Source organism: Nitrospirota bacterium (assembly GCA_016219645.1).
In the GTDB taxonomy this organism is placed as follows: Bacteria; Nitrospirota; Nitrospiria; order Nitrospirales; family Nitrospiraceae; genus Palsa-1315.
The window spans coordinates 412,674-438,585 of sequence record JACRLR010000016.1 but is presented as its reverse complement, the minus strand read 5'-3'; the positions used below and the strand labels follow the sequence as shown (position 1 = coordinate 438,585).

28 protein-coding genes are annotated in these 25,912 nt (G+C 55.0%); 17 read left to right on the top strand and 11 right to left on the bottom strand.

Annotated features, from left to right (window positions below; all coding sequences use genetic code 11):
* The first annotated feature begins 150 nt into the window (after positions 1-150).
* From HZB34_06470 to HZB34_06445, 6 genes are all read left to right on the top strand, one after another.
* Positions 151-1,962 carry an APC family permease gene (locus tag HZB34_06470; GenBank protein MBI5315598.1) on the top strand — a complete coding sequence of 604 codons (1,812 nt, stop codon included), beginning with the start codon at positions 151-153 and terminating at the stop codon, positions 1,960-1,962.
* A 10-nt stretch (positions 1,963-1,972) separates the two neighbouring features.
* Positions 1,973-3,013 carry a hypothetical protein gene (locus HZB34_06465; protein ID MBI5315597.1) on the top strand — a complete coding sequence of 347 codons (1,041 nt, stop codon included), beginning with the start codon at positions 1,973-1,975 and terminating at the stop codon, positions 3,011-3,013.
* A gap of 365 nt (positions 3,014-3,378) precedes the next feature.
* Positions 3,379-4,542: a hypothetical protein gene (locus HZB34_06460; protein ID MBI5315596.1), complete on the top strand. Its 1,164-nt coding sequence runs from the start codon at positions 3,379-3,381 to the stop codon at positions 4,540-4,542.
* A 126-nt stretch (positions 4,543-4,668) separates the two neighbouring features.
* Entirely contained in the window at positions 4,669-4,866 is a 198-nt protein-coding gene (locus tag HZB34_06455) for a DNA-binding protein (GenBank protein ID MBI5315595.1), read from the top strand.
* Between the two features lie 339 nt (positions 4,867-5,205).
* Entirely contained in the window at positions 5,206-5,649 is a 444-nt protein-coding gene (locus HZB34_06450; protein ID MBI5315594.1) for a type II toxin-antitoxin system VapC family toxin, read from the top strand.
* 186 nt (positions 5,650-5,835) lie between these two features.
* Positions 5,836-6,033, top strand: coding sequence for a ribbon-helix-helix protein, CopG family (locus HZB34_06445; protein ID MBI5315593.1), 198 nt, complete (start codon positions 5,836-5,838; stop codon positions 6,031-6,033).
* 177 nt (positions 6,034-6,210) lie between these two features.
* Here HZB34_06445 and HZB34_06440 read toward each other — a convergent pair whose 3' ends face one another.
* Positions 6,211-6,543, bottom strand: coding sequence for a hypothetical protein (locus HZB34_06440; protein ID MBI5315592.1), 333 nt, complete (start codon positions 6,541-6,543; stop codon positions 6,211-6,213).
* 212 nt (positions 6,544-6,755) lie between these two features.
* Here HZB34_06440 and HZB34_06435 point away from each other — a divergent pair, with 212 nt between their 5' ends.
* Positions 6,756-7,112, top strand: coding sequence for a fibronectin type III domain-containing protein (locus HZB34_06435; protein MBI5315591.1), 357 nt, complete (start codon positions 6,756-6,758; stop codon positions 7,110-7,112).
* 84 nt (positions 7,113-7,196) lie between these two features.
* On the opposite strand, the gene HZB34_06430 is transcribed toward HZB34_06435, so the two are convergent.
* Together HZB34_06430 and HZB34_06425 are read right to left on the bottom strand one after the other, a co-directional pair.
* Positions 7,197-9,617: an RNA-binding transcriptional accessory protein gene (locus HZB34_06430; protein ID MBI5315590.1), complete on the bottom strand. Its 2,421-nt coding sequence runs from the start codon at positions 9,615-9,617 to the stop codon at positions 7,197-7,199.
* Between the two features lie 218 nt (positions 9,618-9,835).
* Entirely contained in the window at positions 9,836-10,291 is a 456-nt protein-coding gene (locus tag HZB34_06425; GenBank protein ID MBI5315589.1) for a bacterioferritin, read from the bottom strand.
* 278 nt (positions 10,292-10,569) lie between these two features.
* Here HZB34_06425 and HZB34_06420 point away from each other — a divergent pair, with 278 nt between their 5' ends.
* Both HZB34_06420 and HZB34_06415 read left to right on the top strand, forming a co-directional pair.
* A complete protein-coding gene (locus HZB34_06420) occupies positions 10,570-11,382 on the top strand; it encodes a hypothetical protein (GenBank protein ID MBI5315588.1) in 813 nt (270 codons plus the stop codon).
* Between the two features lie 8 nt (positions 11,383-11,390).
* Positions 11,391-12,224 (top strand): D-alanyl-D-alanine carboxypeptidase, encoded by an 834-nt coding sequence (locus tag HZB34_06415; protein MBI5315587.1) that lies wholly within the window; start codon positions 11,391-11,393, stop codon positions 12,222-12,224.
* Between the two features lie 78 nt (positions 12,225-12,302).
* Here the strand turns inward: HZB34_06415 and HZB34_06410 are convergent, their stop codons facing one another.
* Entirely contained in the window at positions 12,303-13,703 is a 1,401-nt protein-coding gene (locus HZB34_06410) for a tetratricopeptide repeat protein (protein ID MBI5315586.1), read from the bottom strand.
* Positions 13,704-13,748: 45 nt separating this feature from the next.
* Between HZB34_06410 and HZB34_06405 the strand changes: the two genes are divergently transcribed.
* From HZB34_06405 to HZB34_06395, 3 genes are all read left to right on the top strand, one after another.
* Entirely contained in the window at positions 13,749-14,051 is a 303-nt protein-coding gene (locus tag HZB34_06405) for a hypothetical protein (protein MBI5315585.1), read from the top strand.
* 1 nt (position 14,052) lies between these two features.
* Entirely contained in the window at positions 14,053-15,291 is a 1,239-nt protein-coding gene (locus tag HZB34_06400; protein MBI5315584.1) for a HEAT repeat domain-containing protein, read from the top strand.
* 134 nt (positions 15,292-15,425) lie between these two features.
* Positions 15,426-16,322 (top strand): DnaJ domain-containing protein, encoded by an 897-nt coding sequence (locus HZB34_06395; GenBank protein ID MBI5315583.1) that lies wholly within the window; start codon positions 15,426-15,428, stop codon positions 16,320-16,322.
* A gap of 72 nt (positions 16,323-16,394) precedes the next feature.
* Here HZB34_06395 and HZB34_06390 read toward each other — a convergent pair whose 3' ends face one another.
* The 4 genes from HZB34_06390 to HZB34_06375 form a co-directional block, all read right to left on the bottom strand.
* On the bottom strand, positions 16,395-16,739 hold the full coding sequence (locus tag HZB34_06390; GenBank protein ID MBI5315582.1) for a hypothetical protein: 345 nt from the start codon (positions 16,737-16,739) through the stop codon (positions 16,395-16,397).
* A 129-nt stretch (positions 16,740-16,868) separates the two neighbouring features.
* Positions 16,869-17,333 (bottom strand): tRNA (uridine(34)/cytosine(34)/5-carboxymethylaminomethyluridine(34)-2'-O)-methyltransferase TrmL, encoded by a 465-nt coding sequence (trmL, locus tag HZB34_06385; GenBank protein MBI5315581.1) that lies wholly within the window; start codon positions 17,331-17,333, stop codon positions 16,869-16,871.
* A gap of 20 nt (positions 17,334-17,353) precedes the next feature.
* A complete protein-coding gene (locus HZB34_06380) occupies positions 17,354-17,899 on the bottom strand; it encodes a metal-dependent hydrolase (protein MBI5315580.1) in 546 nt (181 codons plus the stop codon).
* 180 nt (positions 17,900-18,079) lie between these two features.
* Complete coding sequence (locus HZB34_06375; protein ID MBI5315579.1) at positions 18,080-18,436, bottom strand: hypothetical protein; 357 nt, start codon at positions 18,434-18,436, stop codon at positions 18,080-18,082.
* 880 nt (positions 18,437-19,316) lie between these two features.
* Between HZB34_06375 and HZB34_06370 the strand changes: the two genes are divergently transcribed.
* From HZB34_06370 to HZB34_06355, 4 genes are all read left to right on the top strand, one after another.
* Positions 19,317-20,603: an MFS transporter gene (locus HZB34_06370; GenBank protein MBI5315578.1), complete on the top strand. Its 1,287-nt coding sequence runs from the start codon at positions 19,317-19,319 to the stop codon at positions 20,601-20,603.
* 103 nt (positions 20,604-20,706) lie between these two features.
* Positions 20,707-21,228, top strand: a complete 522-nt coding sequence (locus HZB34_06365) for a peptidylprolyl isomerase (protein MBI5315577.1) — start codon at positions 20,707-20,709, stop codon at positions 21,226-21,228.
* 489 nt (positions 21,229-21,717) lie between these two features.
* Positions 21,718-22,128, top strand: a complete 411-nt coding sequence (locus HZB34_06360; GenBank protein MBI5315576.1) for an OB-fold nucleic acid binding domain-containing protein — start codon at positions 21,718-21,720, stop codon at positions 22,126-22,128.
* Between the two features lie 94 nt (positions 22,129-22,222).
* Entirely contained in the window at positions 22,223-22,492 is a 270-nt protein-coding gene (locus HZB34_06355; protein ID MBI5315575.1) for a peptidylprolyl isomerase, read from the top strand.
* Between the two features lie 451 nt (positions 22,493-22,943).
* On the opposite strand, the gene HZB34_06350 is transcribed toward HZB34_06355, so the two are convergent.
* Positions 22,944-23,783: a hypothetical protein gene (locus tag HZB34_06350; GenBank protein ID MBI5315574.1), complete on the bottom strand. Its 840-nt coding sequence runs from the start codon at positions 23,781-23,783 to the stop codon at positions 22,944-22,946.
* Positions 23,784-23,809: 26 nt separating this feature from the next.
* Positions 23,810-24,331 carry a hypothetical protein gene (locus HZB34_06345; protein ID MBI5315573.1) on the bottom strand — a complete coding sequence of 174 codons (522 nt, stop codon included), beginning with the start codon at positions 24,329-24,331 and terminating at the stop codon, positions 23,810-23,812.
* Positions 24,332-24,428: 97 nt separating this feature from the next.
* On the opposite strand from HZB34_06345, the gene HZB34_06340 reads away from it, so the two are divergent.
* Complete coding sequence (locus HZB34_06340; GenBank protein MBI5315572.1) at positions 24,429-24,851, top strand: dual specificity protein phosphatase family protein; 423 nt, start codon at positions 24,429-24,431, stop codon at positions 24,849-24,851.
* Here HZB34_06340 and HZB34_06335 read toward each other — a convergent pair.
* On the bottom strand, positions 24,842-25,834 hold the full coding sequence (locus tag HZB34_06335) for a hypothetical protein (GenBank protein MBI5315571.1): 993 nt from the start codon (positions 25,832-25,834) through the stop codon (positions 24,842-24,844). The genes HZB34_06340 and HZB34_06335 overlap by 10 nt on opposite strands.
* Between the last annotated feature and the right edge of the window lie 78 nt (positions 25,835-25,912).

The window sequence follows — 25,912 nt, the reverse complement described above, 5'->3', positions numbered from 1 at the left end:
TCTTAATTTTTTACAGCTGCCGATACAACTCGCATGGCCTCTTATTAATGGAGTTTCATTCCACGGAAACGAGTGGGGTTTTCGCCTCCTAAGCTCTAAAGATCTCTTCTTCGATGCGCACGTCTCCGCTTCTGTGCGATAATAGCATCCATGCCTCTGAAACGTTGGCTGGTCGGCGATCCGCTCAAAAGCGTTCAGGCTGCACAGGAACGGCTGTCGAAAACCCTCGCTCTCGCAGTCTTTTCCTCGAACGCGATTTCCTCTGTCGCTTATGCCACGGAGGAAATCCTCCTCGTGTTGGTCCTCGCGGGAACCGCCGCGATTGCCTGGTCCATTCCTGTCAGCCTGGCGATTCTGTCTCTTATCGTCATCCTGACCATTTCCTATCGCCAGATCATCTACGCATACCCGGAGGGCGGCGGAGCTTATATTGTCGCCCGCACCAACCTGGGGGAACGTCCGGCACTAATCGCCGCAGGGGCATTGATAATCGACTATGTCCTTACCGTAGCCGTCAGTGTGGCGGCAGGCATCTCAGCCCTCACTTCGGCCGTACCAAGTTTGTTCGAGCATCGCGAGGCCCTGGCGCTCGCCGCAACAGTCTTCATTATCATCATGAATCTGCGCGGCCTAAGGGAGTCGGGAAAATTTTTTGCTATCCCCGTGTACTTTGCCATCGGCACCCTCGGAGTCATGGTGGTGATCGGCGCTATCCATGCCCTGTTCGGACAAGGTGTCTCGGTGTCACCGGACCACCAGATGGCGGTCGAAGAACTGACGCTATTCTTGATTCTCCGCTCATTCGCTGCCGGCTGTTCAGCCGTGACCGGAATGGAAGTGATTTCGAACGGTGTAAAAACTTTTCGTCGGCCGGAGTCCGAGAATGCCTCAACCACCATGATCCATATGTCTCTGATTCTGGCAGGCCTGTTCATGGGCATCACCTTCCTGGCCTCACACCATGGCATCCTGCCCAAACCGGATGAGACAGTCGTGTCTCAACTGGCCCGTCTCACCTTTGGCACGGGAGCTCTTTATTACGCACTCCAGATTGGAACAATGCTGCTGTTAATCCTTGCCGCCAACAGCGCCTTTGCCGGCTTCCCCCATCTCGCTTCCATCCTGGCGCGCGACGGCTATATGCCCCGCCAGATGGCGTCATTCGGCGACCGCTTGGTGTTCTCAAACGGGATCATCATCCTTGGGGTTTTTGCCTGTTTCCTCCTGATCCTCTTTCACGGCGATCCACACGCCTTGATCCCGCTCTATGCAGTCGGCGTGTTCATCTCCTTCACGTTGTCCCAGTCCGGCATGGTGCGCAGATGGCTGAGCAAGAAGGGGGCCCATTGGCAAACGAAACTGATTGTGAACGGCCTAGGCGCTATTACAACCGGCATCGCGACCCTCATCCTTGCCACCACTAAATTTACCCACGGCGCCTGGATCGTCTTTGTCCTCATCGCCCTATTGGTCTGGATGTTCCTCTCCATCCGCTCTCACTACAAGGCCGTTGCGGAACAGGTGGCGCTCACACGCGATCATCGTCCACCACCACCCCGACGCAATATCGTCGTCATCCCCATCAATAGCGTGAATCAATCGGTCATACGAGCGGTCGATTACGCCCGTAGTCGAACAGGCGAGGTTCGGGCAGTGATCGTGGATGTGGATGCCGAGGCCACGGCGCGTAACCAAATCCAGTGGGCCCAGTGGGGCTGTGGTGTCCAGTTGACGGTGTTACCCTGCCCGTACCGCTCCGTGCTCAGTTCCTTCCTCGAATACGTCGAGGATCTTTTGAACAAGGAACCGGACACCTGGGTCACCGTCGTGATCCCGGAAATTCTCCCGGCGCACTGGTGGCATGGAATCTTGCATAACCAAAGGGCCCTCCTCCTCAAGGCCTCGCTCTTATTCAAAGATCGCGTCATTCTGATAGACGTGCCATTCCACTTAAAACGGTGAGGCGTGAAACGTGAGGCGTAAGGCGTGGACTCATAGCTGTTGCCTTTTTACCGTTGCCTTGTGTCTTGCCCTTTCGGCGCAACAGGCGCTCGCCTTCAAGATCACAGAGCCGGCGGAGGGAGCCAAGTTGACGGCTGGACAGACCGTCACGGCGCAGGTGGACCTCGGCAAAGATTCAGGAATCGTCCAGGTCCGCTACTATTGGTACGGCGAACAGGACGACACCTTGGTCGAGCAGGATGACGCGACGGCTATGGGATCGATCGTCGCGCCGGCGGCACTGATCGGCTTGTCCGACCATCGCCCACCCTTCGGCGGTCCGTTGCTGATCCCCAAGAACGGGATCGGTCCCATGCGGTTGCTGGCAGTGGCTGCAATCTCCCGAGGACGGTTGGGAACGAGATCCATCTTTGATGAAATTCTGGTGAAGATTGAACCAGCTGCTTCCCTGACTGCTATCGATTTTGAAACGGATAAGCCCCTGCATCTCGGGCGCGCCGGGCAATCCTCCGCATTCGGCCATGTCGATTCGCTGGGTAAGGTCTTCGACTTGCCGGTCGTCGGTGAGTTCTCCGATGGTGTGACCCGCCGGATCAGTGCTCCGGCGACCGGTACGAGTTATCACTCCTCAAACCAAAATGTCATTAAGCTCCTCTCCAGTGGTCTGCTTCAGATTGTCGGCAACGGAAAGACCACACTTACCGTCACCAACCGCGGCAAGCAAGCTTCGCTCGATGTCACAGTCGAGGTGAACGAAGAACCGAATCAACCTCCTGTCGCAGATGCAGGCCCAAACCGGTCAGTCAAGGCTGGAACAAAGGTCAAGCTGAATGGGCTGAAGAGTCACGATGCTGAAGGAGAGGCCCTGTACTATTCATGGAGCCAAGTGCGCGGAAGCAAAATCGCTCTGCTGGACGTAGATAACGCTGAGCCTTCATTCCTCGCACCGGCCGTGTCAGAGAAACGGACTTACCGGTTTAAGTTACGGGTGACGGATAAAAAGGGGGCGGATTCGGCGCCGGCGTTCGTCGACGTTGTTGTTGAACCTTAAGAAGTAGGCGCGACTGGGACGCTCTCCTTGCTCGCGCCGCCCACACGCAAGAAAGTGGCTTGGAACGACGCCCGCATCAGTCTTTTGCTCCCGGAGCGCGCACGATCAGAATGTGCTCGCTCGACGGCCGCAGTCAGACTGACACGGGCATCATTCCAGGTGGGCAAATGCGCATTAGTCGGTACGCGTAGTCGAAATCATCCCAGTGCTTCTGTCAATGAATGATCTCCAGGATCACCACGAAATAATCCCAGCGCCGGCAACAGTTGTTGTTAGAGGGAAAGAAGAATTATCCTTCTCCGCCTGACGGACTCTTCTGTTGTTCTACGCTAGAACTCACCACACAGAGGTCTGGATAGCCGAACATGCCCCAGCTCATTCCAATCCTTTCCGAACTTCGAGCGCTGAATCTTGACGATGGCGAAGTGATCGCAGCCATACAATCTGCCGAGAATGTCGGCTACACACAAAAGAAGAAACGTGTCTATGAGATGCGCACTGATGATCGCTTGATTGCCGAGGTAAAATTCAACTCCAACCATAGACTCAGTTCTGTGGCAGTTCCAAGCAATGTCTGGGGACGATTAAAAGCAAAGATTTCAGAAGACGTTGCGGTGGAACAGACTCGGATCGCCAGAACCATTCTATTCACCTACCGACCACCCAAAGGCTTCGCGAGAATTCCCGGCTGGTTGCAGCTACGTCCTGTCGCGTGTGACTTGAAAGACGCTACTGGGCTGGGAATGCTAAACACCAACCTCGTAGCTGGCATTCCATATCCCTTTGCCATAGAGGTGGTTTTTCGTTCTTCAAAGCTAGCCTTTCTTGAAGCTCATCGGAGAATTCGAGCGATACAGGAAGCCATATGGCTCTTGTCTGCATTTCTTGATGTAGCGGTGTTTAGCCTTAGCCTTCCTTACTCCTGGATTTCTCTGGGTGGATGCTATCAACTTGCCCGATGCGGGATGTCCGATGGTCTTGAAACATCCTCGGATCTCGAATTCTCCCACGTAGATGGGCTTTTGGCCCTTACACCAATTCCTGCAGAACAATACTTCCGAGAGCTTGGAATTACATCGAACGAGTTTCGGGTGCCAGACCTAGGTGATCTCTACTCAAGATACAAAGCGCTCTCTTGGAACAACCAACTCCGTTTCCTGCGCTCTTGTGCATCATTGTCTGCAGCCTGTAAGCCCACCGTCGAATCATCCCAAAAAGTTGTTTCTCTGGTCAGCGCTATTGAGCCGCTTCTCGATCCCGCTGAGAAATGCGCTGAATGCAAGCAGCAACGAGGGATCACGAAACAATTCAGAAAGTTTCTGGGCCAATACGTTCAACCAATCCCTGCTGTTCAAACCTTGTACGAGGAGGTTTACCACGCCAGGAGCCGGTTGGTTCACGGGGGCTGGAACTTTGATGTGGACGAGCCAATACTTGGAATCAGGCCGCAGGCTCATGATGTACCACTCGCTGCGTGGGACGCGACAAAACGGGGAGTCATAAAATGGCTTCTTGCTCAGCAGAACTGATTTCACATCAGCGAAGGATCAAATACTTTATGGAGGCGGGTTGCTCTCAAGAGTTTGCCCTCGTGAGTCCTTTCACTTATACCGGCCCCATTACGAGACACAGCATCCTAAGCGAAGGAGCCGGTCATGGCGACGCTCACGATATCTCTCTCAGATGAAGAAATGCGGCGGCTGGAAGCGCTGGGCAAGCACGAGGGCCTGACCGTCGAACAGATGGTGCGCCTCGGCATCCACGACTTCATTGGCCAACCTGATGACGCGTTCCATGCCGCTGCCAAGCGGGTGATGGAGAAAAACGCCGAGCTCTACCGCCGCCTGTCGTAAATCACCAGCGCTACACATTCACACCTTCCCAAGTCGCCCTGGCCGATAGGTCGTGCGGGCGTGTTTTTGATTTCTCGGCATCAGACAAGCGTGAAACAGTCTTAGACAAGTCGGATCTTCCCCGCTATAATTAGCCATCATGGGCGCACGATCACCAGCGAAGACCAAGCACCGGAAACGTGCCCGCCGAGGGGCACAAGTTTCTCGTAGTCAAAAATCTCGCCCTGTGTGGGAGGAACTCCTACGCATTGCGCGAACCATACCTGAGTCCGATCTCCACAAGCTTCCTACCGACATTTCTGTCAATCACGACCACTATCTGTACGGCAGTCACACCGAGTGAAACGCCTCTTCGCGGACACGGTCTATTGGATCGCTCTCACCAACTCCTTCGACCAGTATCACACGAGAGCCGTCGAGATCTCCGAAGCCTTGAGTCCTTGTCGTCTATTTACGACCGACTTGGTGCTCATCGAGTTCCTCAACGCCTTAGCCGACAATGGTCTTCATATCCGTGCCGCCGCGGTTCAGATGGTCGAAGCGATCATGAACAATCCACAAGTCACCGTGGTGCCGATGAATCGGCGCACCTTCATACGCAGTCTCGCGCTGTACAAGGCTCGTCCTGACAAGGGCTACAGTCTCACCGATTGTAGCTCGATGCTACTAATGCGCGAACGCCGCCTCTCGGAAGCTCTGACCACAGATCGGCACTTCGAGCAAGAAGGTTTCGTGGCATTGCTGCGCACGCATGCTCGTCGCCACCCAACTGATGAGCCATAACCACCCCCATCAGTTTTTCTCTTCGGCAATTAGGCCTTGTTGAGTTGTACGAGCCCGTAGGTCATGCGAGCTTTTCGAATCTCTTCGACATGGCGGCGGGTTAGTTTCAAGGGTTTGCCCTCACGAGTCCTTTCCCCTATATTGACCGCATTACAAGACGCAGCATCCTACGCAAAGGAGCCGGTCATGGCAACGCTCACGATATCTCTCTCAGATGAAGAAATGCGGCGGATGGAAGAGTTAAGCAAGCGCGAGGGGTTGACCGTTGAGCAGATGGTGCGGCTTTGCATTCACGACTTTATCGGCCAGCCCGACGACACATTCCACGCTGCTGCCAAGCGTGTGATAGAGAAGAACGCCGAGCTCTATCGACGCCTTTCTTAGCCCACCAACTTATCAATCTGCTAGCCGCTTCAGCATCGGCCCATACTGTTTGCGCAGCTCTTTGAGCACAGCTTTGATTCGTGACGAGCCGACCCCAATCTTCGCTTTCTTCTGTCTCACTCTCTTGGCTTTCATAGTTCAATAGTAGCGAAGACCTGAGGGAAGAATAAATGCCGGTCACGCCTTACTCATCCGCACTGGCCCATAGGTTTGGCGGGCTTGCTGGAGTTCCTTGAGATGACGTCGGAGGGTCGGGCCGAATGTGGAAGCAAGGACGGCTTTCCTGTAAGGCGCGATGTTGTGTTCGACCTGGTCGATCGCTTCCGCCAACTGCTTGGCCAATCGCTCGACAAACCGTATAACGAACCAGAATGAATCCGGAGGCGGAGTCGGATACCGGGAGAGCACTGCGCAAATTCTGTATTTAGGATGACGGTACAGCGGTCTGATAATTCCACCTGCGACGTTGCCGAACCGTAGCAGATTCGACTGTCCCAGTATCGATTCCATGAGCGGGCCATGAGATCAGCATTCCGCTACCTGTTTGTAATTGCAGTCACCTGCGCAAGATGGACTCACTTTTTGATGAACCCCTCTCTACTAAGTCACTGTTTTTCCAAGCCCCTATCGTAGACACCTCGGCATAGCCCTTGCGTGACACGCCTCTGTCACAAGAACTTTCACAGGCTTTTGTATCGGCCGCTTCAGCAAGGAGACCTGTTATGACATCCCTCATCGGCAGATTCATCTTTTGCATGAGCCTCGCCCTCCCGTTGGTTTCGTGCAGCGGCGGTGGCTCCAATGAGCCGGCTGGTTCGACCCCCGCCTCAATCGCCACTGCCTCGGCACAGTTTCAATGGGATCCCAATCCAGAAACGGATCTGGCAGGGTACAAGATTTACCAAGGCACTGCTTCCGGTCAATACGGCGCGCCCATCGCGACCTTGCCGACAAGCAGCACCAGCTATGAAGCAGACGGACTCCAAAAAGGCAGCACGTACTTCTTCGTGGTGACGGCCTACGACACTTCCGGAAACGAAGGCCCCCTCTCAGCTGAATTATCCATCCCAATTCCGTAAACCGACGGAGCAATGATGCGACGGTCATTCCCCGGAACCGTAGCGGACCGCGTTTGACTGATGCCCGACTGCAAGATCCCCCTTCTACTTCTTCTGTTTGGCGCGAGCCAGTGCCATGGCCATCGCCATGGTACCGATCGGCTGTGGTTCGCGGTCCGAACCATGCTGCGGTGCTGATACGCGCCCGTGACGCTGCTTGCCGGCTGCTCCCGCAGAAGCCTCCACCGACGCGCGACTCACAGCCGGCACACGAGGCGGTACCTCGTCGAGACGCATCGTCAGAGAAATGCGCTGGCGCTTCACATCAACCTCCAACACCTTCACCTTCACGATCTGGCCAGGCTTCACGACATCATGGGGATCCTTGATGAATTTATCCGCCAGAGCCGACACGTGCACTAGACCGTCTTGATGCACCCCGACATCGACGAAGGCGCCGAAAGCAGCGACATTCGTCACAACCCCCTCAAGGACCATGCCCGGGTGCAGGTCGGTCAGAGACTCAATACCATCTTGGAATGTGGCTGTCTTGAATTCCGGACGCGGATCGCGGCCCGGTTTTTCCAACTCGGCAAGAATGTCCTTCACCGTCGGCACACCGAACTTCTCATCGATGAAGTCGGCTGGAGACAATCCATTCAAAATAACAGGTTGACCCATCACATCCACGATCCCCTTATTGACGCGTGCAAGAATCCGTTCGACCACCGGATAGGCTTCCGGATGGACCGAGGAACGATCCAGCGGATTGTCGCCATCGTTAATTCGCAGAAAGCCGGCTGCCTGCTCGAACGTCTTGTCTCCCATACGCGGCACCTTGCGTAGCGTGGTGCGATTCGGAAATGGGCCGTTCACATCACGATACTCGACAATGTTTTTTGCCAACGCCTTGTTCAAACCAGATACCCGTTCGAGCAGCGGCGTCGAAGCCCTGTTGACGTCCACACCCACGGCATTGACACAATCTTCAACCGTCGCATCGAGTGAACGGGCCAGAGCCCTCTGGTTCACATCGTGCTGATATTGGCCGACCCCGATTGCCTTGGGGTCGATCTTCACCAGCTCAGCCAGCGGATCTTGCAGACGCCGAGCAATTGAGACAGCGCCTCGAAGGCTGACATCCAGATCGGGAAACTCGGCTGCAGCAAAGGCTGAAGCGGAATAGACCGAGGCCCCTGCTTCGCTGACCACAATCTTCGCCACTTTGTGCTCCGGCTTCAGAACCGCCACCATGTTGATCGCCTCAACGGCCAGCTTGTCTGTCTCTCTGCTGCCGGTCCCATTTCCGATCGAGATCAGTTCGACCCCATGCTGCACAACCAACCGGGCCACTGTCGCCAGCGATCCCTGCCGATCGTTGCGCGGCTGGAAAGGATAAATAGTCGTGGTCTCCAGCAGCTTGCCGGTCGCATCGACGACCGCCACCTTGCAGCCAGTGCGGATGCCTGGATCGAGGCCAAGCACGGCTTTCGGCCCTGCCGGCGCAGCCAGTAACAGCTCGTGCAGATTGCGGCCGAAAATCTTGATCGCTTCCGTTTCAGCCGCTTCACGCAACTGCAGCAACAATTCCACTGAGAGTTGCAGGTGTATCTTCACACGCCAGGCCCAATCGCAGACACCCATAAGCCACTGGTCAGCGAGGCGCCCGCGGTCTTCAATCCCGACATGGGCTGCGATCATTGCGATGCAGGGATGCGGCACAACCGCTTCAAGTGCTTCGCCCAGGTTCAAGTCAAGCTTCAATACCCCCAGTGTGCGGCCCCGGAACAGCGCCAGCGCCCGATGCGAGGGAATCGTGCGGATCGTTTCAGAATAGGCGTAGTAATCCCTGAACTTTTCTTCATGGGCCGATTCCTTGTCCTTCATCACAGTGGAGGTCACGACGCCCTGTTCCCAGAGGCGAGCACGCAACTTGGCGAGCAGCTCGGCGGTCTCCGCAAAACGTTCGATCAGAATGTCTCTCGCGCCATCGAGCGCCGATTTGGCGTCTGGTACATTGATGGCTTCGACTCCCTCGGCCGCCGGCTTCACGTTCAGATACTTCATGGCTTCCTGCTCCGGGTCGAGTGTCGGATCGGCAAAGAGGGCCTCAGCCAAGGGCTCCAGCCCAGCCTCGCGCGCAATCTGCGCCCTCGTGCGGCGTTTGGGCTTGTAGGGCAGGTAGAGATCTTCCAACGTTTGCTTGGTCGTAGCCGCCTCGATCGTGCCGCGCAGCGCGTCGGTCAGCTTACCCTGCTCTTCGATCGAGGCCAGAATTGCCGCGCGGCGCAGCTCCAAATCGCGCAGATAGAGGAGCCGCTCTTCCAACGTGCGCAAGTGCGTATCATCCAGATTGCCAGTGGCCTCCTTCCGGTACCGCGCGATAAACGGCACGGTCGAGCCTTCGTCGAGCAGGGCAACTGCAGCCTTAACCTGATCGGGACCCACGCCGAGTTCCTTGGCGATAAGTGGAACAATCTTCAGCTGTGCCGCATCTGAAACTGGTTGGGTTGTTGGGGAATTCATCTGTGTCTGTTACCGATCTTTCTGAAAGCGCTGCACTGCCGAGTGCCCGCCACTCTGGTTCGCACGCGCTTTCTTATGAAGGTGCGTTACAGGTCTTCGTTGTAGGATTGACGATGGTTCTGTCGCTCTCGAGGATGTACCATGGGCTGAGCCACGTTCGAGCGACCGGTATATCCTTTTACGGTCGGGTCAGAGGCTCATGAAATGCCCGGGAATCACTAAGAACGAAACGGCTGCACATCACCTGATTTACGCAACATCTTATTCACTTCGTCCAGATGCAGTTCTTCACCGACGATCATTTCTCGCGCATACTCTTCCAGAAGGACGGACTTTCCTTCGGAGAGTTTCAGCAGCTCATAATATGCAGCGACAGCAACTTTCTCGTGCTCCAAACTTTCGCGTAAAATATCCCCCACGTCGTGCTTCTCCGTTTCCAGCAACGTGCCGATTTTCAGCGACGGATGGCCACCCAATAAGGTGACCAGTTCTCCAGCTTTATGTGCATGGGCCAGGCTCTCATCCGCATTACTCTTCAGCCATGATACGATTGGAATTCGGTTATACCCATAGACCATCAGCGAGTAATGCATGTAGCGCACGACTCCTGCTAACTCATGCTCCATAATGCGGTTGAGAATCCCTACCGCCTTTTTTGTTTCTTGATCGTTCATTCCATGTCTCCTCTTAAATGGCACGCGCCGGCGATTCACGACATCGCACCTCGCAGCATGGCAAGGTGAACAGATATGTTTGTCGGGAAGCCAGTCTACTCTAAACACCCCCGCGTATCCACCAGCCTCGTCTCTCCGTCCCACTTTACTTCTTTTTGAGCAAGGGATATCTTTCACCCCGGTTCCACGTTCTGTCCCACACAAGCTCGGAGCTGCACCCGGATGGGAGTCACACAAACCACCACCAGCTTGCTACACATCTCAGGAAGGAGCCTGTCATGTTTCGACGTCTGTGCGCATTGATTGCGCTCGCCACTGTGTTCAGTGCGATACCGGCTTGGGCGGCTCAACTCAGCAGGCCCCAGGCGGAATATTCCGCCGATGCGACGATTCAAAATGAGGAAGGTACGATCCAGCAACGTGTCTATGCGACACCGACTAAGGAGCGCAAAGAAATGTTGACGGGAACCGGCGACGGCGCTGTTCAGATTTTCCGATATGACACCAAGATCATGTGGATGCTCATGCCGTCGGAAAACATGTATATGGAATATGCAATGGGGCAAAAAGTTCAGGGACAGGGCAGTGATGCCTCGCAATGGACGTATGAAGACACGGTGATGGGGGAAGAAATGTTAAACGGCGTCAGGGTAACGAAGTACAAGACCATCGCGACCAGCACGGACGGCAAAAAATACGGCGGTTTCTCCTGGCGGACAAGAGAGGGAATCAACGTCAAGCAGGATCTCCTCTACAAGGAAGGGAATGAGAAGAAGCGGATGCTGACGGAACTCAAGAACGTGACGATCGGCAGGCAGGACCCCGCGCTGTTCGAGATCCCGGAAGGGTTCATGAAATTCGACATGGCGGGAATGATGAGCGGCGCGATGGGCCGCCCTGGAATGGGGCAGCCCATGGGCAGGCCTGACATGAGCGGGATGCCTCCCCCCAGTACGCGAAAATCTGGCACGAAGCCCCAGATCGTGACACCGCAAGAGACTCCACCGGTCCAGGAAACGGAACCGCCCGCCGACGATAAGTCCGATATAGAGAAAGCCGGCGGCATGTTGAAAAAATTATTTGGAAACTAGGCGATTACATGGGCCGAACCGGGTGCGGGAGATCGCTTCTCGTCGGCATGGCCGTGACGGTGATGCTGTGCAGCGTCGACGTCCGCGCCCAGGAAACACCGGCTAAACCGTCGATCAAAGCTTCGGCACTGTATCTCATTGAATTGAAGTCCGGCCGCGTGCTGCTGGAAAAAGACGCGTCACGCCGGCTCCCTCCTGCCAGCCTCACAAAAATCATGACGGCGCTGATTGCCTTGGAATCTGCGCCGCTTCAAGAGGTGGTGAAGATCCACCCGCGTTCGATCGTCCATCATTCGGTCTACAACTTCCGGCCCGGGGAGGAGTTCATCCTGCGCGATCTGCTGACGGCCATGCTGGTGGCCAGCGCAAACGACGCCTGCGAGGCAGTCGCCTGGCACATCGGAGGCGACGACACGCGGTTCGTCGCGATGATGAATGAACGAGCCAGCGCACTGGGATTGCAGGACACGCACTTTGTCAATCCCTGCGGTTTCGATGCGCCGGAGCACTATTCGACGGCAGCGGATCTCGCAACGTTAACCGATCGGGCGCTGCAACAGCCGTTCTTTTCCATGATGGTCAGGACACTGGTCCGCGACATCTCGACAGTCGATGGAAAGAGGAAGCTGTCGCTGCATAGCACGAACGAACTCCTGGTCGACTCTGATGTGAACGGCGTCAAAACCGGCTACACGAGCAAAGCGGGTCGCTGCTTGATCGCCAGCATGTTCAAAGACGGCCATCGCTTGCTGCTGGTGGGATTGAATCTCATGGACCAATGGGAGCAGGCCAGCAAGCTACTCCGGTACGGCCATGAGGTATTGCAAGGAACGAACAGTTGAAGCAAGGGGACAGTCGCCCTTCCGACCGGCGACTGTCCCCGTCAGAAGGAGAGGGACCGGCTACGCGGGAGCCGGTCCCTATCGCCGTCCGACGCGGTGAAGATAAGCATCGCGGAGGTTTTGTTGGGCAAGGATGAAATCGGGATCGAGCCTGGCCGCTGCGCGGAATTCTTCAATGGCCCGATCCCAGTCGTCTCGAAGCGCATAGGCATAGCCGAGATTATTGTGCGGTCTGGCTTTATTGGGGGATTTTGCGGCCGCATCGGACCAGAGCAGCAGCCGGTCGTGATAGAGCTGGTTCCGCTGAACAGTGAAAAAACAGAGCGTAACGACCACGACAGTCGCCACCGCAGCCCAAGCGGACGGAGCAAGACCGGGTCGCCGGATGATTGTCATGAGCCGCTGGATGACATACGACCCGAGCGCGACAATCGCCAGCAAGAGTCCGATCGCAGGCAGATACAGATTGCGCTCGCTCAATAGATCGTTACGTGGAATCAAGCTGATCGGGAGGAGCTGAATAAAAAACCAGGCCAGGCCGAAGGCCACCTGGGGAAAGCGCCGCCACGAAAACAGGCATGCAGCGACCGTCACTGAGAGCAACAAGAGATCACGCGGAAGGGGCCATTGAGTCAGTGAGTGGAAGACAGGGAGATCGTGATCGAAGTTCTGGTTCCACGGGGTGAAGAGCAGAGTCACCGCATAAGCCATGGCGTGCAACTCGCTCAACAGATGGTCCCACAGGGGACGGAGATCCAGGCTGAATTGGGCGAGCGCCTGGTAGCGGGGATGGCTCCAGGCCCAGCCCGCCGCAAGAAGCAGGACGATCCAAAATGGTAGATGGCGGGTGAGGATACCGGTGCGGAGAGAGGGGCCCTTCAGCTTGCGGATCACCATATCCCAGAGCAGGAGGATGACGGGCAGCGTGACGGCTGTTTCCTTGGAGCCGATTGCCAGTACGAATGAGGCGACCGCGCCTGACAGGTAGAGCCGGCGACGTGTGACGTTTTCTGAGTGCTCGTCAGCCTTGAGGTACAAAAACAGGGCGAAAAGATATAAGAACGCCATCAGACCTGACGCCCGCCCGGAGATGTACGTCACCGTTTCCGTCGCGATGGGATGAACGAGAAACACCAGTGCAGTCCAAACAGGCACATGCCTGGTTTCTTCTGTAACGGCCCTGGTGACAATGAGATAGACCAGGAGTCCGGAGCCCAGGTGCAACAGGAGATTGAGCAGATGGTAGCCGGCAGGGGCAGCTCCATAGAGTGAGCGATCAAACAGGAATGTGGTATACAACACCAGCCGGACCATATGATCGAGATGGCCCAGGAAGGTCTGCCAACCGTCGAGATGAGGATTCTCAAGAATTGATGCGGCATCATCGTAGTGGAAGTCACCGTTGAAAGCCGTGTAGTAGACGGCTACGGCGGCCGTACAAAGAACAAACGGGATGAAGCGGACCCTGCTTGAATTCATAGGCGGGGTTATACTGCATCGCGCCGGAAGGAGATAGGGGGGCTTATGACAACTTCGCGTCTGATTACGTGCGGCATGTGCTTGTGGGGGGTCATGGTGTGGATTCCGCCCGACAGCTGGTCGGCTCAAGATTGCAAGAGCATCGGCAATGAGATTTGGAAGCACTGGCTACAGGGCAAGCTGCCAAGAAATCAGGCGACCATTGACGAGGTGACCAAAATCAAGGGGAATTGCCCGCAATTGAGCGGAAGCATGGATAGGATCGACAGATCCATTAAGGGGGAGAAAGAGAGTATTGGTAGCGCGGCGTCAGATACGGATGGAGTCGGCAATGAACTGGGGAAATAGCATGCGACGATCGATGAAACAACCAGGCCGTTCAGGGAAACGATCGATTAAGCCGGTTCAACTCTTCGTTGCCGGGACAATCTTCTGGGTGCTTTGGGTCGCTGTCTTTCTTCCGTTCACATCGACAGGGGCGACTCAAGAGTCTTACCCTATCAAGGAGCCCGTGAAGAAATATATCGAAAGCTGCCTACGCAAACCTATTCATGAGGCGGATTGCGAAAAGGTGAGGAAGAGCGCGGTCGAAATCCTGAAGGAGGACTTGCGGACGCTAGGCGCCACGGCCGATCGAGCCCACATGCCTCGCATTGTGCGGATGTTTAAGAGCGACGAGGTTGAGTTGCGTATCGCCGCCGCGGATGCCATCGGCATGATCGGTCCGCAAGACAGCGATGTGGAAGTGCTTGCACCGCTAACCAATGACCCGGTTCCAGATGTCAGGAATGCTGCTTCGAATATGCTTTCGCACGGAAAGGGCAATACTCTCGTCTTGCTGAAACAGCGAGTTATGCCGATGAGCGTAGGACGGACGCCACAGGCTCCGGTAGACGCGGGGAAATACTCGATGCCCGTGGCACCTGACAGTATCTATTTATTTGATTTGAGTGATGCAGCCGTCGGTCGTCTGTCCTATGTGTCCAAGAGCGGGAAAAGCGACCCAGCCCAATTCTTCAAGAGCAAGGCCAAGAAGGGGCCATTTCCGTTACAAGAGTTCAAGGACAAGTACCGCTATCAGTTGCAGGACGAGGATGAGGCCATGAACCTTGCGCGGGAGGCGGAAGGGAAGGCAGTAGAAAGTGCCCAGCCTCCGGATCCTTCGAATCTTCAGGCCTATACGGAGTTCATGCAGAAGATTGCCTCAGTCGGAGCCAGGCAAGGCAGCAGAACGTATCTGGATTCATACGAGCCGAATCTCTTCGGCTCACCAACCGTCTATGTGTTGGAAGAGCGGCAGATCGGGCAACGGAGCTATCCCACTCGTTACGTCGTGCTCTATCAGGAGCAGGCGCTCAAACGACCCGGCTATCGCCTCAACTGGATGACGGTGCCCGATGACGCCATCAGGACCGCGCAAGCGGTCTCGCTTGCCGAGGAAAAAGAAGAGTCGGCCCGCAAGAAGGAAAACGAGGTCCTGAAAAAACGGCAAGAGGCGCTGCAAAATCTTGAGAAGAAAAAGGACGAGCAGGAGAAGAAACAGTTTAAGAAGGGTCAGGCCGATCTTGAAAAGGAGCTGGGATTCTAACAGGTTCGGGACACTCCGTGGTCACGCCGGATAGCCACACACCATAACCGTGGCGCGGGCACATCATTTTAGCACCCTGCTAGAACTCCCTCTTCTACTCCGCTACACTTCGTGAGCTGACACAGGAGAGGCCGGTGCGGGAAGAACGAACGACCAACTATTATACGCTTCTCGAACTCTTGCCCACCGCAACGGATGCTGACATCAAAAAAGCCTGGCATGAGCAGATTCAGGTCTGGCATCCGGATCGCTTCAATCATGCGCCGACATTGCACCGCAAGGCGGAAGCCAGGACACAACTAATCAACCAGGCCTATCAAACCCTCAGCGACCCGGTCGCACGCACCAGCTACGATGCCAAGATACAGTCATCGGCCTCCCACGGGCCGCCGCCCCGCCCATCCCCTGCAACAGGCCCATCTTCTGAATCCTACTCCTCCACAACGTCACGTCCTCAACAGAGGCCACGATCCCCCCAGGACCCTCGCGGCCCCCAATCGCTCATTATGCTCTCCCGGCAGGGTCAGCCGACAACCATGGTGCCGGCCATTCATCTCTACGTCGATCCTCGAGAGCATTTCCCCTACGACTTCCACGGGTTCGTCCGCATCGCCGGAGTCATTCGAGAGCCTCTCTCAGCCGGCAGCTATGCCATTGCCGAAACACCCGAACTCCTCTGCATCAAATGTATTGGCGTGGAGGTGCTTTCCACGATCTATTCGAATCCCTCCGACAATCGCTTGCCCTTTCTTCATGAACTTGAACAACTCCTGGCCTTTCCCTCCCGCTTTCTTGTCATTGAGGGGACGCTCCAGCACCGCAAAGCCGGAGGGCGCCTCAATCAATACCACAAGAACGGCATGACGGATTTCCTGGATGCACTGACGGCGCGATATGGGCTCACGATCGTCTACACGGATAATCGGGAAGAGGCGGAAGAACGAGTCGCGAATCTGGCAGCCCTGCATTATGCTTATTACTTTGCCGAGCAACAGGGATTCGGGCGCTGTCTGAAAGAGGGCGATCTATGAGCGACACACGGCGACAACCTTTACTGATGGCAGGATTCGACAACGGGAGGAACCAGGTGGAGTTACTTCGCCTCATACCGCCTTCCGGCCAAGGAATGCGCCAAACCGGGCAGCAAGAATGGGAGGCACTGCGAGCACGGCGCTCATGATCAATCCGAGTGGGAATAGATTTCCTACGCCCTGAGATGCCAGCATCCACACAGATTGCGCTCCCAACGGGACCGCTCCCCACCGCCACGGACGAACAGGGGCAAGATACCCTAAGACAGCCGATACGAGGCACTGAGCAGGAATCCCTGCCTGAAAATACCACTCTGAATCCCACGCCTCCCGACGGCCCGATACCCACGCGATGACAACCCATCCAAGTACTCCCGATACCGTTGCAACCACGTAGCACCAGCGCTCGTTCTTCATCGATACCCCCCGAATCACGATGCTCTTCCAGCGTAGCCCTTACCCATACCAGTCATGCGTTGCCCTGCACCAGTGTGTGGCGAGCCAGGCATCTTGTCTAGCATTTCTAGTTTTCGAACCTTTCTATACTTACCGGCGCATCCCGAATCCGACCTGCCGCCAGGCTTCATAGAGGACCACCGATACTGCGTTGGAAAGGTTGAGGCTGCGGTTTCCTGGAACCATGGGGACTCGGATACGCTGCTGTTCAGCAACACTCTGTAAGATCTCAGACGGCAACCCACGACTTTCCGGACCAAATACAAAAACATCGCCGGCAGCATAGTCAACCAAGTCATACCGTTGAGTGCCTTTGGTGGAGACCGCAAACAGACGACGATCGTTGAAAGCTGCGAGGCAATCGGCCCAGCTCTCGTGAACCGTCATCGTCGCGAATTCGTGATAATCCAATCCTGCCCGGAGCAATTGCTTATCCTCCAGTGAAAAGCCCAGGGGTTTGACGAGATGCAGCCTTGCGCCAGTATTGGCACAGAGCCGTATGATGTTGCCGGTGTTCGGAGGAATTTCAGGCTGATAGAGGATGACGTCGAACATGACCAAGATCGGATCCTATACTATGGACTCTTTGCTCCTCGGACATGCTGGATTGCACGAAGCAGCACGAACAGCGCGAGAGATGGGAGCCAAATCCAAACTGCTTCGTTGGCCAGAACACGGGCCCCATACTCGCTGAAGAATTCGCTGATCCCGATGGGAGACACAAGGACCGGTCGGACCGCGAGGAAGTACCTCGTCGTATCGAATGGAGAGAAAAACGCCACGCCCAACCCTCCATCCGTCATCGCATCAAGCACACCATGTGACGCAGTACAGAGAAAGAAATACAGAAATAATCCCGTCATTGCTATCGCCGGTTTGCCCCGACACCACAGAGCCACAAGAATCCCGGCCAGCAGCGCCGCAAACAATACTGAGTGGGTCAGCCCACGGTGGCCCCACATATCACCGTACTGAATGCCCAAAGGAAACCCGACCACATCCAGATCCGGCAGAACCGAACAGAAGGCACCCAAACCCAACTCGCGCCATCGCAGCTCCTTGTTCCGAAAGGCCCGACCCATCGCCACAGCAACAATGACATGGGAAAATGCCGACGCCATTCATGACCTCTTCCTCCAGTCCGAACAGAGCGAAACCCTACGCTCGTGAAACAAGCACGTCAAGAATGCGCGCTATGAAGAGAGACACTGATGGCTGAAGCTGACTGCGGAAGCTGTTCAGACCGAAATTACTCCTGACACCTTTTTCTCATCCCTTTCCAAAAAAGATTGCCGACTCTTTTATTCCGACCAGGACGAACTATCTCCTAACATCTTTTTTTCTCCTTGATTATTGAGACGACTTTTCTTCGCGAAGAACTTTCGGTACTGCTCTCGGTACGCCCTAAGCTGAGGGATGATGTTTCGAATACCGTCCTGGGGTGACGTGGGGATTGTCACTTTCTCAAGACCTGGAGAGAGTCGCACAACACCCTTGAGTTGATTGGCGAACTGATTTACCGCGGAATCGAAATCTACCGGAGGCAGCTTCTTTAAAGGCACAATGAGATGGAAGTAGTACGAGTTAACCGCCACCACACGGAGCATAATGCGATCACCGCCAGGGCCGAGAAACTGACCAAGGATAGATCGATACATGTTCGGCATGACCTTACAAATGCTTCCATCAGGCTGCGGAACCATTGTCGGCGATACAAGCTCGGCGAAGACGGCCAACTGCATAGGGCAAGAATCGCGTCCAGCAATGAACCCTCGAAGCACTGCCAGAGGTCCTGCATCAGACACTCCTTGACGGGCTGAGTTATACGCGATTTTCAGAAGGCTACGCGACAACAGATTGAAGTCATAATGAAGCGCTACCGTCGAGTTGAAATCATGAAGATGAACAAAATACTCGTCGTACAGGCGACAGAAGTAGGAATCGAGTGGGCTGAGCCTTTCAGAGTTACAGGTTTCGCAGACATCTTTGACAACATAATCCGCCCCATGTACCTGCTCGCCACGCACAGAGAAGTGCGCAGCATGTCGGCCAAACCGATCTAGGAAACAGTTCGGCCAAACGTGATCGGCAGTAAAAGGCCCCCCATTCCCACAGTATGCACATTCTTTCGTCATAGTCCTTCTAGCCCCTATCAATGCGATCCGTGCAGATTAGGACTCTACGCTTACATAGGAAGTGCATCAAGAATGGGGAACAACAATTTTACTCCCTTTGTCTGTCCCCAGGCGAGTGCTGTGTCGCCTGGCTTTGACTCAAACCAGATCAAGATCAACCTCTATATTATGCAAGACGAGTCGCATCACTCCCCAATGGCCCCACCAAGCGCTCGTTTATTTCCCCAGAGGGAGGCCTGAATCGGTCTCCCTCTGCGCGCATCGAGGGAGCACATTCTGATCGTGCGCCCTCTGCGAGCACAGGAGACCGATCAGGCCTCCCTCTCTTATCTAGTGACCTGCGCGTGGACTCTGTATAATCCGGCACCGGCATCCCGATGAACAGATTGCACGACTCAACCTTGTGACCACACTCACGACCCGCCCCTCACGGATCCGCTGGCTCATCCTTGCCTTGCTGTTTCTCATCAGCGTCGTGACCTATATCGATCGCGTCAATATTTCCGTGACCGCGCGGCAGATGATGCCGGCCTTTGGGATGACCGATCAACAGATGGGCTGGGTCTTCTCGGCCTTCGTCATTGGCTATGCCCTGTTTCAGATTCCCGGTGGATGGCTGGCCGATCGCTGGGGAGTGCGGGTGGTGCTCACCGTCGCGCTCATCTGGTGGTCTGTCTGTACCGCCTTCACGGCCGTTGCAGCCGTGTCTTCCCTCGCAAGCCTCTTTGGGATTGTCGGTGCGCTGATGCTCGTGCGATTCAGTCTAGGAGTGGGAGAGGCCGTGGCATTGCCAGCCTTCAATCGCGCCGTGACCAACTGGTTTCCGGCAGACGCGCGAGGCCTCGGCATCGGGATTGCGATCGGTGGGATCGGATTGGGTTCTGCCATGACCCCTCCGATCGCCGCATGGGTGATGGTGAACTGGGGATGGCAGACCGTGTTCTATTTCGCAAGCCTCATCGGCATCGTGATGGGACTCCTCTGGTGGCTCCTCTCACGCAACCATCCGCACGAACATCCCTGGGTGAATGTCGGTGAACAGGCCCTGCTCACGCGAGCGCCGCTCACCTCCACTGCCGCCGTACCCTGGCGAACATTCACACGAACCCCCACCGTCTGGTGGCTGGTGCTGAGCTACAGTTGCCTCGGTTATGTCGCCTACGTCTATCTGTCCTGGTTCTACTTGTATCTCGTGAACGTTCGAGAATTCGATGTGCTTCGCGGCGGAATCTATGCCTCCCTCCCCTTTCTGGCCATGTTGGTCTTTTGTCCACTTGGCGGCTGGGTGACCGATCGACTGGCAGCCCGCTATGGTCTCACCACTGGACGAACTGTGACCGGTATGACCGGCATGGTCCTGGCCGGTTGCGCGATTGCATTGGGCGCCCTCGTCGATGCTCCCTTTCTGGCAATCGCAAGTCTGTCACTTGGCGCAGGCTGGCTGTATTTTGCAGTCGGCGCCTACTGGGCCTCGACGACCGATCTATCCAAAGCCCACACAGGAACCTTGTCGGGGCTCATGAACACCGGTGCCAACATTGGAGGAGCGATTTCGCCGACTCTCACTCCATGGCTGGCCAATCAGTGGGGCTGGCCTGTCTCGTTGGGTGTTGCCGCAGCTGTCGCAATCGTGGGCGGGCTCATCTGGTTCAAAATCGACCCAGGGAAAGGGCTTCATCGTGAGGCGTGAAACGTAAGGCGTTAGGCGAATCTCGATCGACCCCTCACGCCTTACCCCTCACCCCTTACGTTCCCCATTGCCTCTTGATCGTTGTCCTTGCTAGTTTGGTCGCATGACGATGCAATTTCAAAAGATCGATCCGCGCGTCACCATCACAACGAAGTTCGGCGAGATCAAGATTCGCTTCTATCCGGACGACGCTCCTCGTCACATCGAAAACTTCATCAATCTAGTCAAAATGGGGTTCTATAATGGCACCACCTTTCACCGGGTCGTTCCAGGATTCATCATTCAAGGGGGCGACCCACTGAGCAAGAATCCCGACCGCTCTCTGCACGGGTCCGGCAGTCCCGGCTACTGGCTGAATCCCGAGACCAACGATCGTCCGCATAAACGCGGCGCTGTCGCCATGGCCAAGGTGCCACGGGAGAGCAACAGCACGCGAGACCCCAACGATAACGGCTCGCAGTTCTATATCTGTGTCGCGGACAACAGTGGACTGGATCGAACCTATACCGTCTTCGGCGAAGTCTTTCGAGGCATGGAAGTGGTGGACAAGATCGTCGCCGCCGCCCGTGACGAAGCCGACAATCCCCTGGAGCCGATTACCATGACGATGACGGTGAAGGAGTAAGCGTGGAGTCACACCCGCACTGATCCCCTGCTCCCGGAGCGCGCGCCCTCAGAAGGGCCTCGCTCGACGGCCGCAATAGGATCAGCGCGGGTGCGACTCCATTGGAGAAGGGTACGAGCCAGCTTGGATGGAACAATATAGAGTGTGCTCGTGCAACGCGCTTGGGCTCGTCTGGCTGGTTGGCTAGTCTTTCTGGTCTGTCTGGTTCTTCTGGATGAATTTCCAGTCCGATCAACCAGACAAACCAGATAGACGAGATAGACCAGATAAACCAGCATCCGTTGGACACGCGCAGTGGGAGACCATCTAGCCCGCCCTCAAGGGAGAAAAATAATAAAGCGGTGGTCGCTCGATGCGCGCAGCGAAGAAGACTTTGCCTGCCTCCTCTGGGAGGGTGTAAAATCACACGGGTCGCTTCAATACGCGCACTCGGGGAACAACTAGATTACCCTTGAGAAGGAAGTAGGGGACTGAGAGGAGGACACCGCGATGCGTCATATCTTGAACAACGTCTTATGCCTATCTATTTCTCTTGGACTGATCCCTGCCGCCTTGGCCGGCGATCGCCTTTCCATCAGCAAGATTTTAGAGCATCCCTCCGACTATCAGGCCAAAGTAGTAATCATAGAAGGGACTGCGAAGGACATCAGCGCCATTCCGATCCATCGCGGAGTGAACCGCTGCGGAGGCAGCCCAGCCTACGATGCGCAAACGTTTACGCTGCAAGACGAGTCGGGTACCATTCAAATCGGCTCGGCCGGCACGTGTAAACCGAATGCGACGAAGCTGGTTCTTGAAAACGAATATCTCCGCATCCGCGGGGTCGTAGTGGCGAATGCGAATGACCCCAAGGGAATTCCCGTGATCTACGCGGATGCAATCGACCGCCTGACGCCATAGCCTGCACATTCTTGAGAGGACATACTGAGCTCAGTAGCTTAACAAAAGCGCGCCGTGAAGCCTAGTCAACCCCCGTGCCTCGAAAATGTACAGCATGAATAGGCTGCCCACTTTTCACCGTGTCGTTCCAGGATCCATCATTCAAGGGGGCGACCCACTGAGCAAGAATCCTGACCGCTCTCTGCACGGGTCCGGCAGTCCCGGTTATTGGCTGAATCCCGAGACCAACGATCGTCCGCATAAACGCGGCGCTGTCGCCATGGCCAAGATGCCACGGGAGAGCAACAGCACGCGAGACCCCAACGATAACGGCTCGCAGTTCTACATCTGTGTCGCGGACAACAGCGGACTGGTCCGAACCTAGACAGTCTTTGGCGAAGTCTTTCGAGGCATGGAGGTGGTGGACAAGATCGTCGCCGCGCTTTGCGACGGCCGCGATAATCCCCTCGACCCGATCACGGTGAAGATGACGGTAAAGGAATAGGGATGGGCTGCCTGGTCGTCCCCCTGCTCACGGAATGTGCACGATGAAAAAGGATGGGAAGGATACCCACGTTGCTCCTGTGCTCCCGAAACAGAGGAGGGAATGGAGCCTGATGATCTTCTGTGCTCGCGCAACGGGCGGCCTCAGAAAGACGGGAAGGGTAGCCTGGCCGTCCTCCTGCTCGCGGAACGCGCACGATCAGAATGTGCTCGTTCGACGCGCGCAATAGAGGATCGACCAGGCTACCCTTGAAAATGAAACGAGGAAATGGAAAGTCACGCGCAGTGGATCTAGCCCGCCATCAAGGGGGAAAATAAAAGAATCGCACATGTCATCTCGAATATACGGGGCTTCGATTGTCTACAGCCATTCGGATCGAATCGGCTTGCTCCTTACTTAAATCCTTGCATATCGCCTTGGCGTGACCAGAGGTAAACCAAGGAGGGAAAGCGTCAAATCTAAAATCCATTTGGAGCTTAGACGTTCGCCCCACCAAGAAGGCCTTGAGCCCGTTGCAAATATTCACTTCAAGCCAAGCGAGGTTATAGCCTTCGTAATAACTGCATGGAGCCAACACTTTTAAATGGATGACCGTTACTCCGCGTAAAGGCTTTTGCTCATCTGATCCCCCTTCAATTTTCTGCTCATTCTCACGAGTGAAAATATAGAGGACAGCATTTTGCAATATCTCCATCGCAGCATAAAGAGGAGTATCGCTGCCTACCTTAAGCTCAATGAATTCATAAGCACCATCCTCACCTCGATGAATCAGATCAATATTGCGGTGCTTATCCGCTCGTGGGCCTACAAAACCCGATGATGTAGGCGTCTGATTGGCCCAATTCATAGGAAGCTGGGTTTGTGTACTGACAATGGCTCTTTCGAGTTTAATTTCGGGGTCATCGTTCCTCGCATCAATATTCGTTCGCGATTCGAAGCGCCAGTTTTCTGTTGATGGCTCGTAATTGACCCCTTTCTTCCAATTGCATATGACTTGAGCGTAAATCTTTCCAATGAGAGCTGTCGCATCGAAAGTGGGCGGTGGGAATTCAGACAATTTCTGGCAAGTCGCCTTATGCTTGTAATGCGGTTCCTTGCCAATCCCACAACTCCTTAGACCAAGCGCTTCGTCAATAATCTTGCCGACATCTTTTAGAATGGTTTCAGACATACAGTAGCGATCCTCCGTATATCGAATTACGCGATTAGTTCGTGCGCTTTCTCGACGCACTCTTGCAGATAGTGAAGAATCTGCTCAAATACCTGCTTGTTCAACCCTTCTGAGTAAATCACGGAATCCAAGTGTAATTCGATAGAGTGTTCTGTACCTTCAATGGTTACAGCCACGCCACGCGTGGCGCAGAATGTGAGAAGGGCATACAGGTGCTCCTTCATGTCAGTGTTTTTCCATTTTGGCACTTCGACTATGTCACCGACTCGAAAGCCTGGTTCATCCCATCCTTTGGAAATGCATCCAACATCATGACGACCCCGTTTTATGTCGTAGCACAACTCCAGATGCTCGCCCGCACGAAAGCCAGACAACGTGACTCCACATTCCTTTCCGATTCCCTCGATAACGATCCGGTTTCTGACGTGCGCCTGGCACTGCGTAAGAGCTTTCAATGCCGCATCAGAAGACGCCTTGTTCTTGTTGAGAAGGGCAAAGATTTGGGTTCGCAACATCTCACCCTTGTTTGAAGGACGCGATCTGGCCATGCTACTCTCCCGTCCACGTCAGATAGTTGGAGCGTGATTCCTGATGACCTTCACAGAATTTCCGTTGGGCCTCCCCGGACGTGTCTTCGGGAGCCCCATGCCTTTTGGCATCTACGACCAGGATGGTGAGTTATTTCCTGAATTGAAAAGGCAGGATATTTCCATCGTGGTTGTGCTTGTGGAAGATGAAGAATATCTCGAACAAACACAACGTAATCTTCCCGAGTTTTACTCGACCCAGGGTTTCGAAGTGATCCACTTGCCGATTCCAAACTACGGGATTCCTTCGCACAAGCCATTAGATGTAGCCATCACGAAAACGATTGAGTACGCCAATGCTTCTCAGAGTGCATTGATTCACTGCTCGGCCGGAATCGGGCGCACCGCACTTTTTGCAATCTTTCTGGCTATGAAGGTCATGAGAATCTCTGGGAGAGAAGCCATTCAATGGGTGGGCCAGCATCATCCACGCACCTTGCTGACACCTATTCAGATTGAGATGATCTTGAGTCACAAATGAAGATCATAGCGAGAGCGCATCCAATCCGCCCATTCTGACAAAGCCGGGTCACTTTCTCTAGCAAGTTTGACGATGTCGTCTGGAAGAACATTGATGACTTTCATATTATGGGGAAGAATCGCATTAAAAGCTTTCACTGCATCTGTGTGTCCAGACACAGCATCAGAGAGTTGACGAACCTCTGTGTTCCCAGGATGAAGACACACCCCAAATTCGGCCCAGTCAGCGGATGTGTGTTGGACCAAGGCTATCGCCAGCACTTGGTTTCTCATCAACTGGTACAGGCTTTGCCGGAATGGGCAGGCCATCGTTGAAGTGAACGTGAAGGGAGTGGCAGCAGAAAGCATAAAGTCCCAATAGTGTCGTCCATTGTCCGCTTCAGCCATCCAGCACATGGTTTTGGGACTTTTGAGTACGGCTTGAAGGTTGAGACAGCGCGATGAATCCACGTTGCCATTGTTTCCAGGTTTTTGTGGAACTGCTCCCCGACAGGAGCCAAACTCGTGTTCCGTGAATTTTACTTCCACGAGAAGATACCCAATTGGCTTTTCCCCACGTGTGACTGTGAAGAATACATCCACCTGTGTCGGCTGCTCCTTCTCGCCTAGCCATTCCGGTGCACCTTGAGGTGTGTGCTCGAATCGAACGGTCACCACATCGTCCTTCTCAAGTGCCCGATTCGGAAGTAGCGTTTCCAGGACTCGTTTTGCCAAAATGGTGTTCTCTGCCAGTGCCCCAAAGAGGTTCAGGCCGAAACATTGACTGGAGTTCAGTGCTCTCGCCCATAGATGTTCATGGCCTTCGGGAATGTGCTTCCACCAGGTGGGGTTCTGTAGATTTCTGGTCTTGTGTTCTTTCTTTAAGACCCATGATGGCTGCGAGTCTTGTCGTGGCTCTAACAGATGGTTGAATCCGTTCTTGCTAGCCCAGGCGATCTGATGCTTTTTCATTCGTTCGGCGAAAGACTCATTAGCCTTTGACATGTATACCCTCCCAGGTAGACTTTCGGAGATTTAACACTTACCAGCACTTTCTCTTCTCCCACAGAATAGATTTGGGAC

Bases quoted from the DNA above. Each gene is read 5' to 3' on its own strand.
- HZB34_06375 (MBI5315579.1), bottom strand. From the start codon at position 18,436: ATGTATCGATCTATCCTTGGTCAGTTTCTCGGCCCTGGCGGTGATCGC.
- HZB34_06405 (MBI5315585.1), top strand. From the start codon at position 13,749: ATGACAACTTCGCGTCTGATTACGTGCGGCATGTGCTTGTGGGGGGTC.
- HZB34_06470 (MBI5315598.1), top strand. From the start codon at position 151: ATGCCTCTGAAACGTTGGCTGGTCGGCGATCCGCTCAAAAGCGTTCAG.
- HZB34_06345 (MBI5315573.1), bottom strand. From the start codon at position 24,331: ATGGCCAGATCGCGTCCTTCAAACAAGGGTGAGATGTTGCGAACCCAA.
- HZB34_06445 (MBI5315593.1), top strand. From the start codon at position 5,836: ATGGCAACGCTCACGATATCTCTCTCAGATGAAGAAATGCGGCGGATG.
- HZB34_06415 (MBI5315587.1), top strand. From the start codon at position 11,391: ATGGGCCGAACCGGGTGCGGGAGATCGCTTCTCGTCGGCATGGCCGTG.
- HZB34_06340 (MBI5315572.1), top strand. From the start codon at position 24,429: ATGCCTTTTGGCATCTACGACCAGGATGGTGAGTTATTTCCTGAATTG.
- HZB34_06380 (MBI5315580.1), bottom strand. From the start codon at position 17,899: ATGGCGTCGGCATTTTCCCATGTCATTGTTGCTGTGGCGATGGGTCGG.
- HZB34_06390 (MBI5315582.1), bottom strand. From the start codon at position 16,739: ATGAAGAACGAGCGCTGGTGCTACGTGGTTGCAACGGTATCGGGAGTA.
- HZB34_06410 (MBI5315586.1), bottom strand. From the start codon at position 13,703: ATGAATTCAAGCAGGGTCCGCTTCATCCCGTTTGTTCTTTGTACGGCC.
- HZB34_06425 (MBI5315589.1), bottom strand. From the start codon at position 10,291: ATGAACGATCAAGAAACAAAAAAGGCGGTAGGGATTCTCAACCGCATT.
- HZB34_06335 (MBI5315571.1), bottom strand. From the start codon at position 25,834: ATGTCAAAGGCTAATGAGTCTTTCGCCGAACGAATGAAAAAGCATCAG.
- HZB34_06355 (MBI5315575.1), top strand. From the start codon at position 22,223: ATGAATAGGCTGCCCACTTTTCACCGTGTCGTTCCAGGATCCATCATT.
- HZB34_06440 (MBI5315592.1), bottom strand. From the start codon at position 6,543: ATGGAATCGATACTGGGACAGTCGAATCTGCTACGGTTCGGCAACGTC.
- HZB34_06360 (MBI5315576.1), top strand. From the start codon at position 21,718: ATGCGTCATATCTTGAACAACGTCTTATGCCTATCTATTTCTCTTGGA.
- HZB34_06350 (MBI5315574.1), bottom strand. From the start codon at position 23,783: ATGTCTGAAACCATTCTAAAAGATGTCGGCAAGATTATTGACGAAGCG.
- HZB34_06430 (MBI5315590.1), bottom strand. From the start codon at position 9,617: ATGAATTCCCCAACAACCCAACCAGTTTCAGATGCGGCACAGCTGAAG.
- HZB34_06365 (MBI5315577.1), top strand. From the start codon at position 20,707: ATGACGATGCAATTTCAAAAGATCGATCCGCGCGTCACCATCACAACG.
- HZB34_06455 (MBI5315595.1), top strand. From the start codon at position 4,669: ATGGCGACGCTCACGATATCTCTCTCAGATGAAGAAATGCGGCGGCTG.
- HZB34_06435 (MBI5315591.1), top strand. From the start codon at position 6,756: ATGACATCCCTCATCGGCAGATTCATCTTTTGCATGAGCCTCGCCCTC.
- HZB34_06420 (MBI5315588.1), top strand. From the start codon at position 10,570: ATGTTTCGACGTCTGTGCGCATTGATTGCGCTCGCCACTGTGTTCAGT.
- HZB34_06400 (MBI5315584.1), top strand. From the start codon at position 14,053: ATGCGACGATCGATGAAACAACCAGGCCGTTCAGGGAAACGATCGATT.
- HZB34_06460 (MBI5315596.1), top strand. From the start codon at position 3,379: ATGCCCCAGCTCATTCCAATCCTTTCCGAACTTCGAGCGCTGAATCTT.
- trmL (MBI5315581.1), bottom strand. From the start codon at position 17,333: ATGTTCGACGTCATCCTCTATCAGCCTGAAATTCCTCCGAACACCGGC.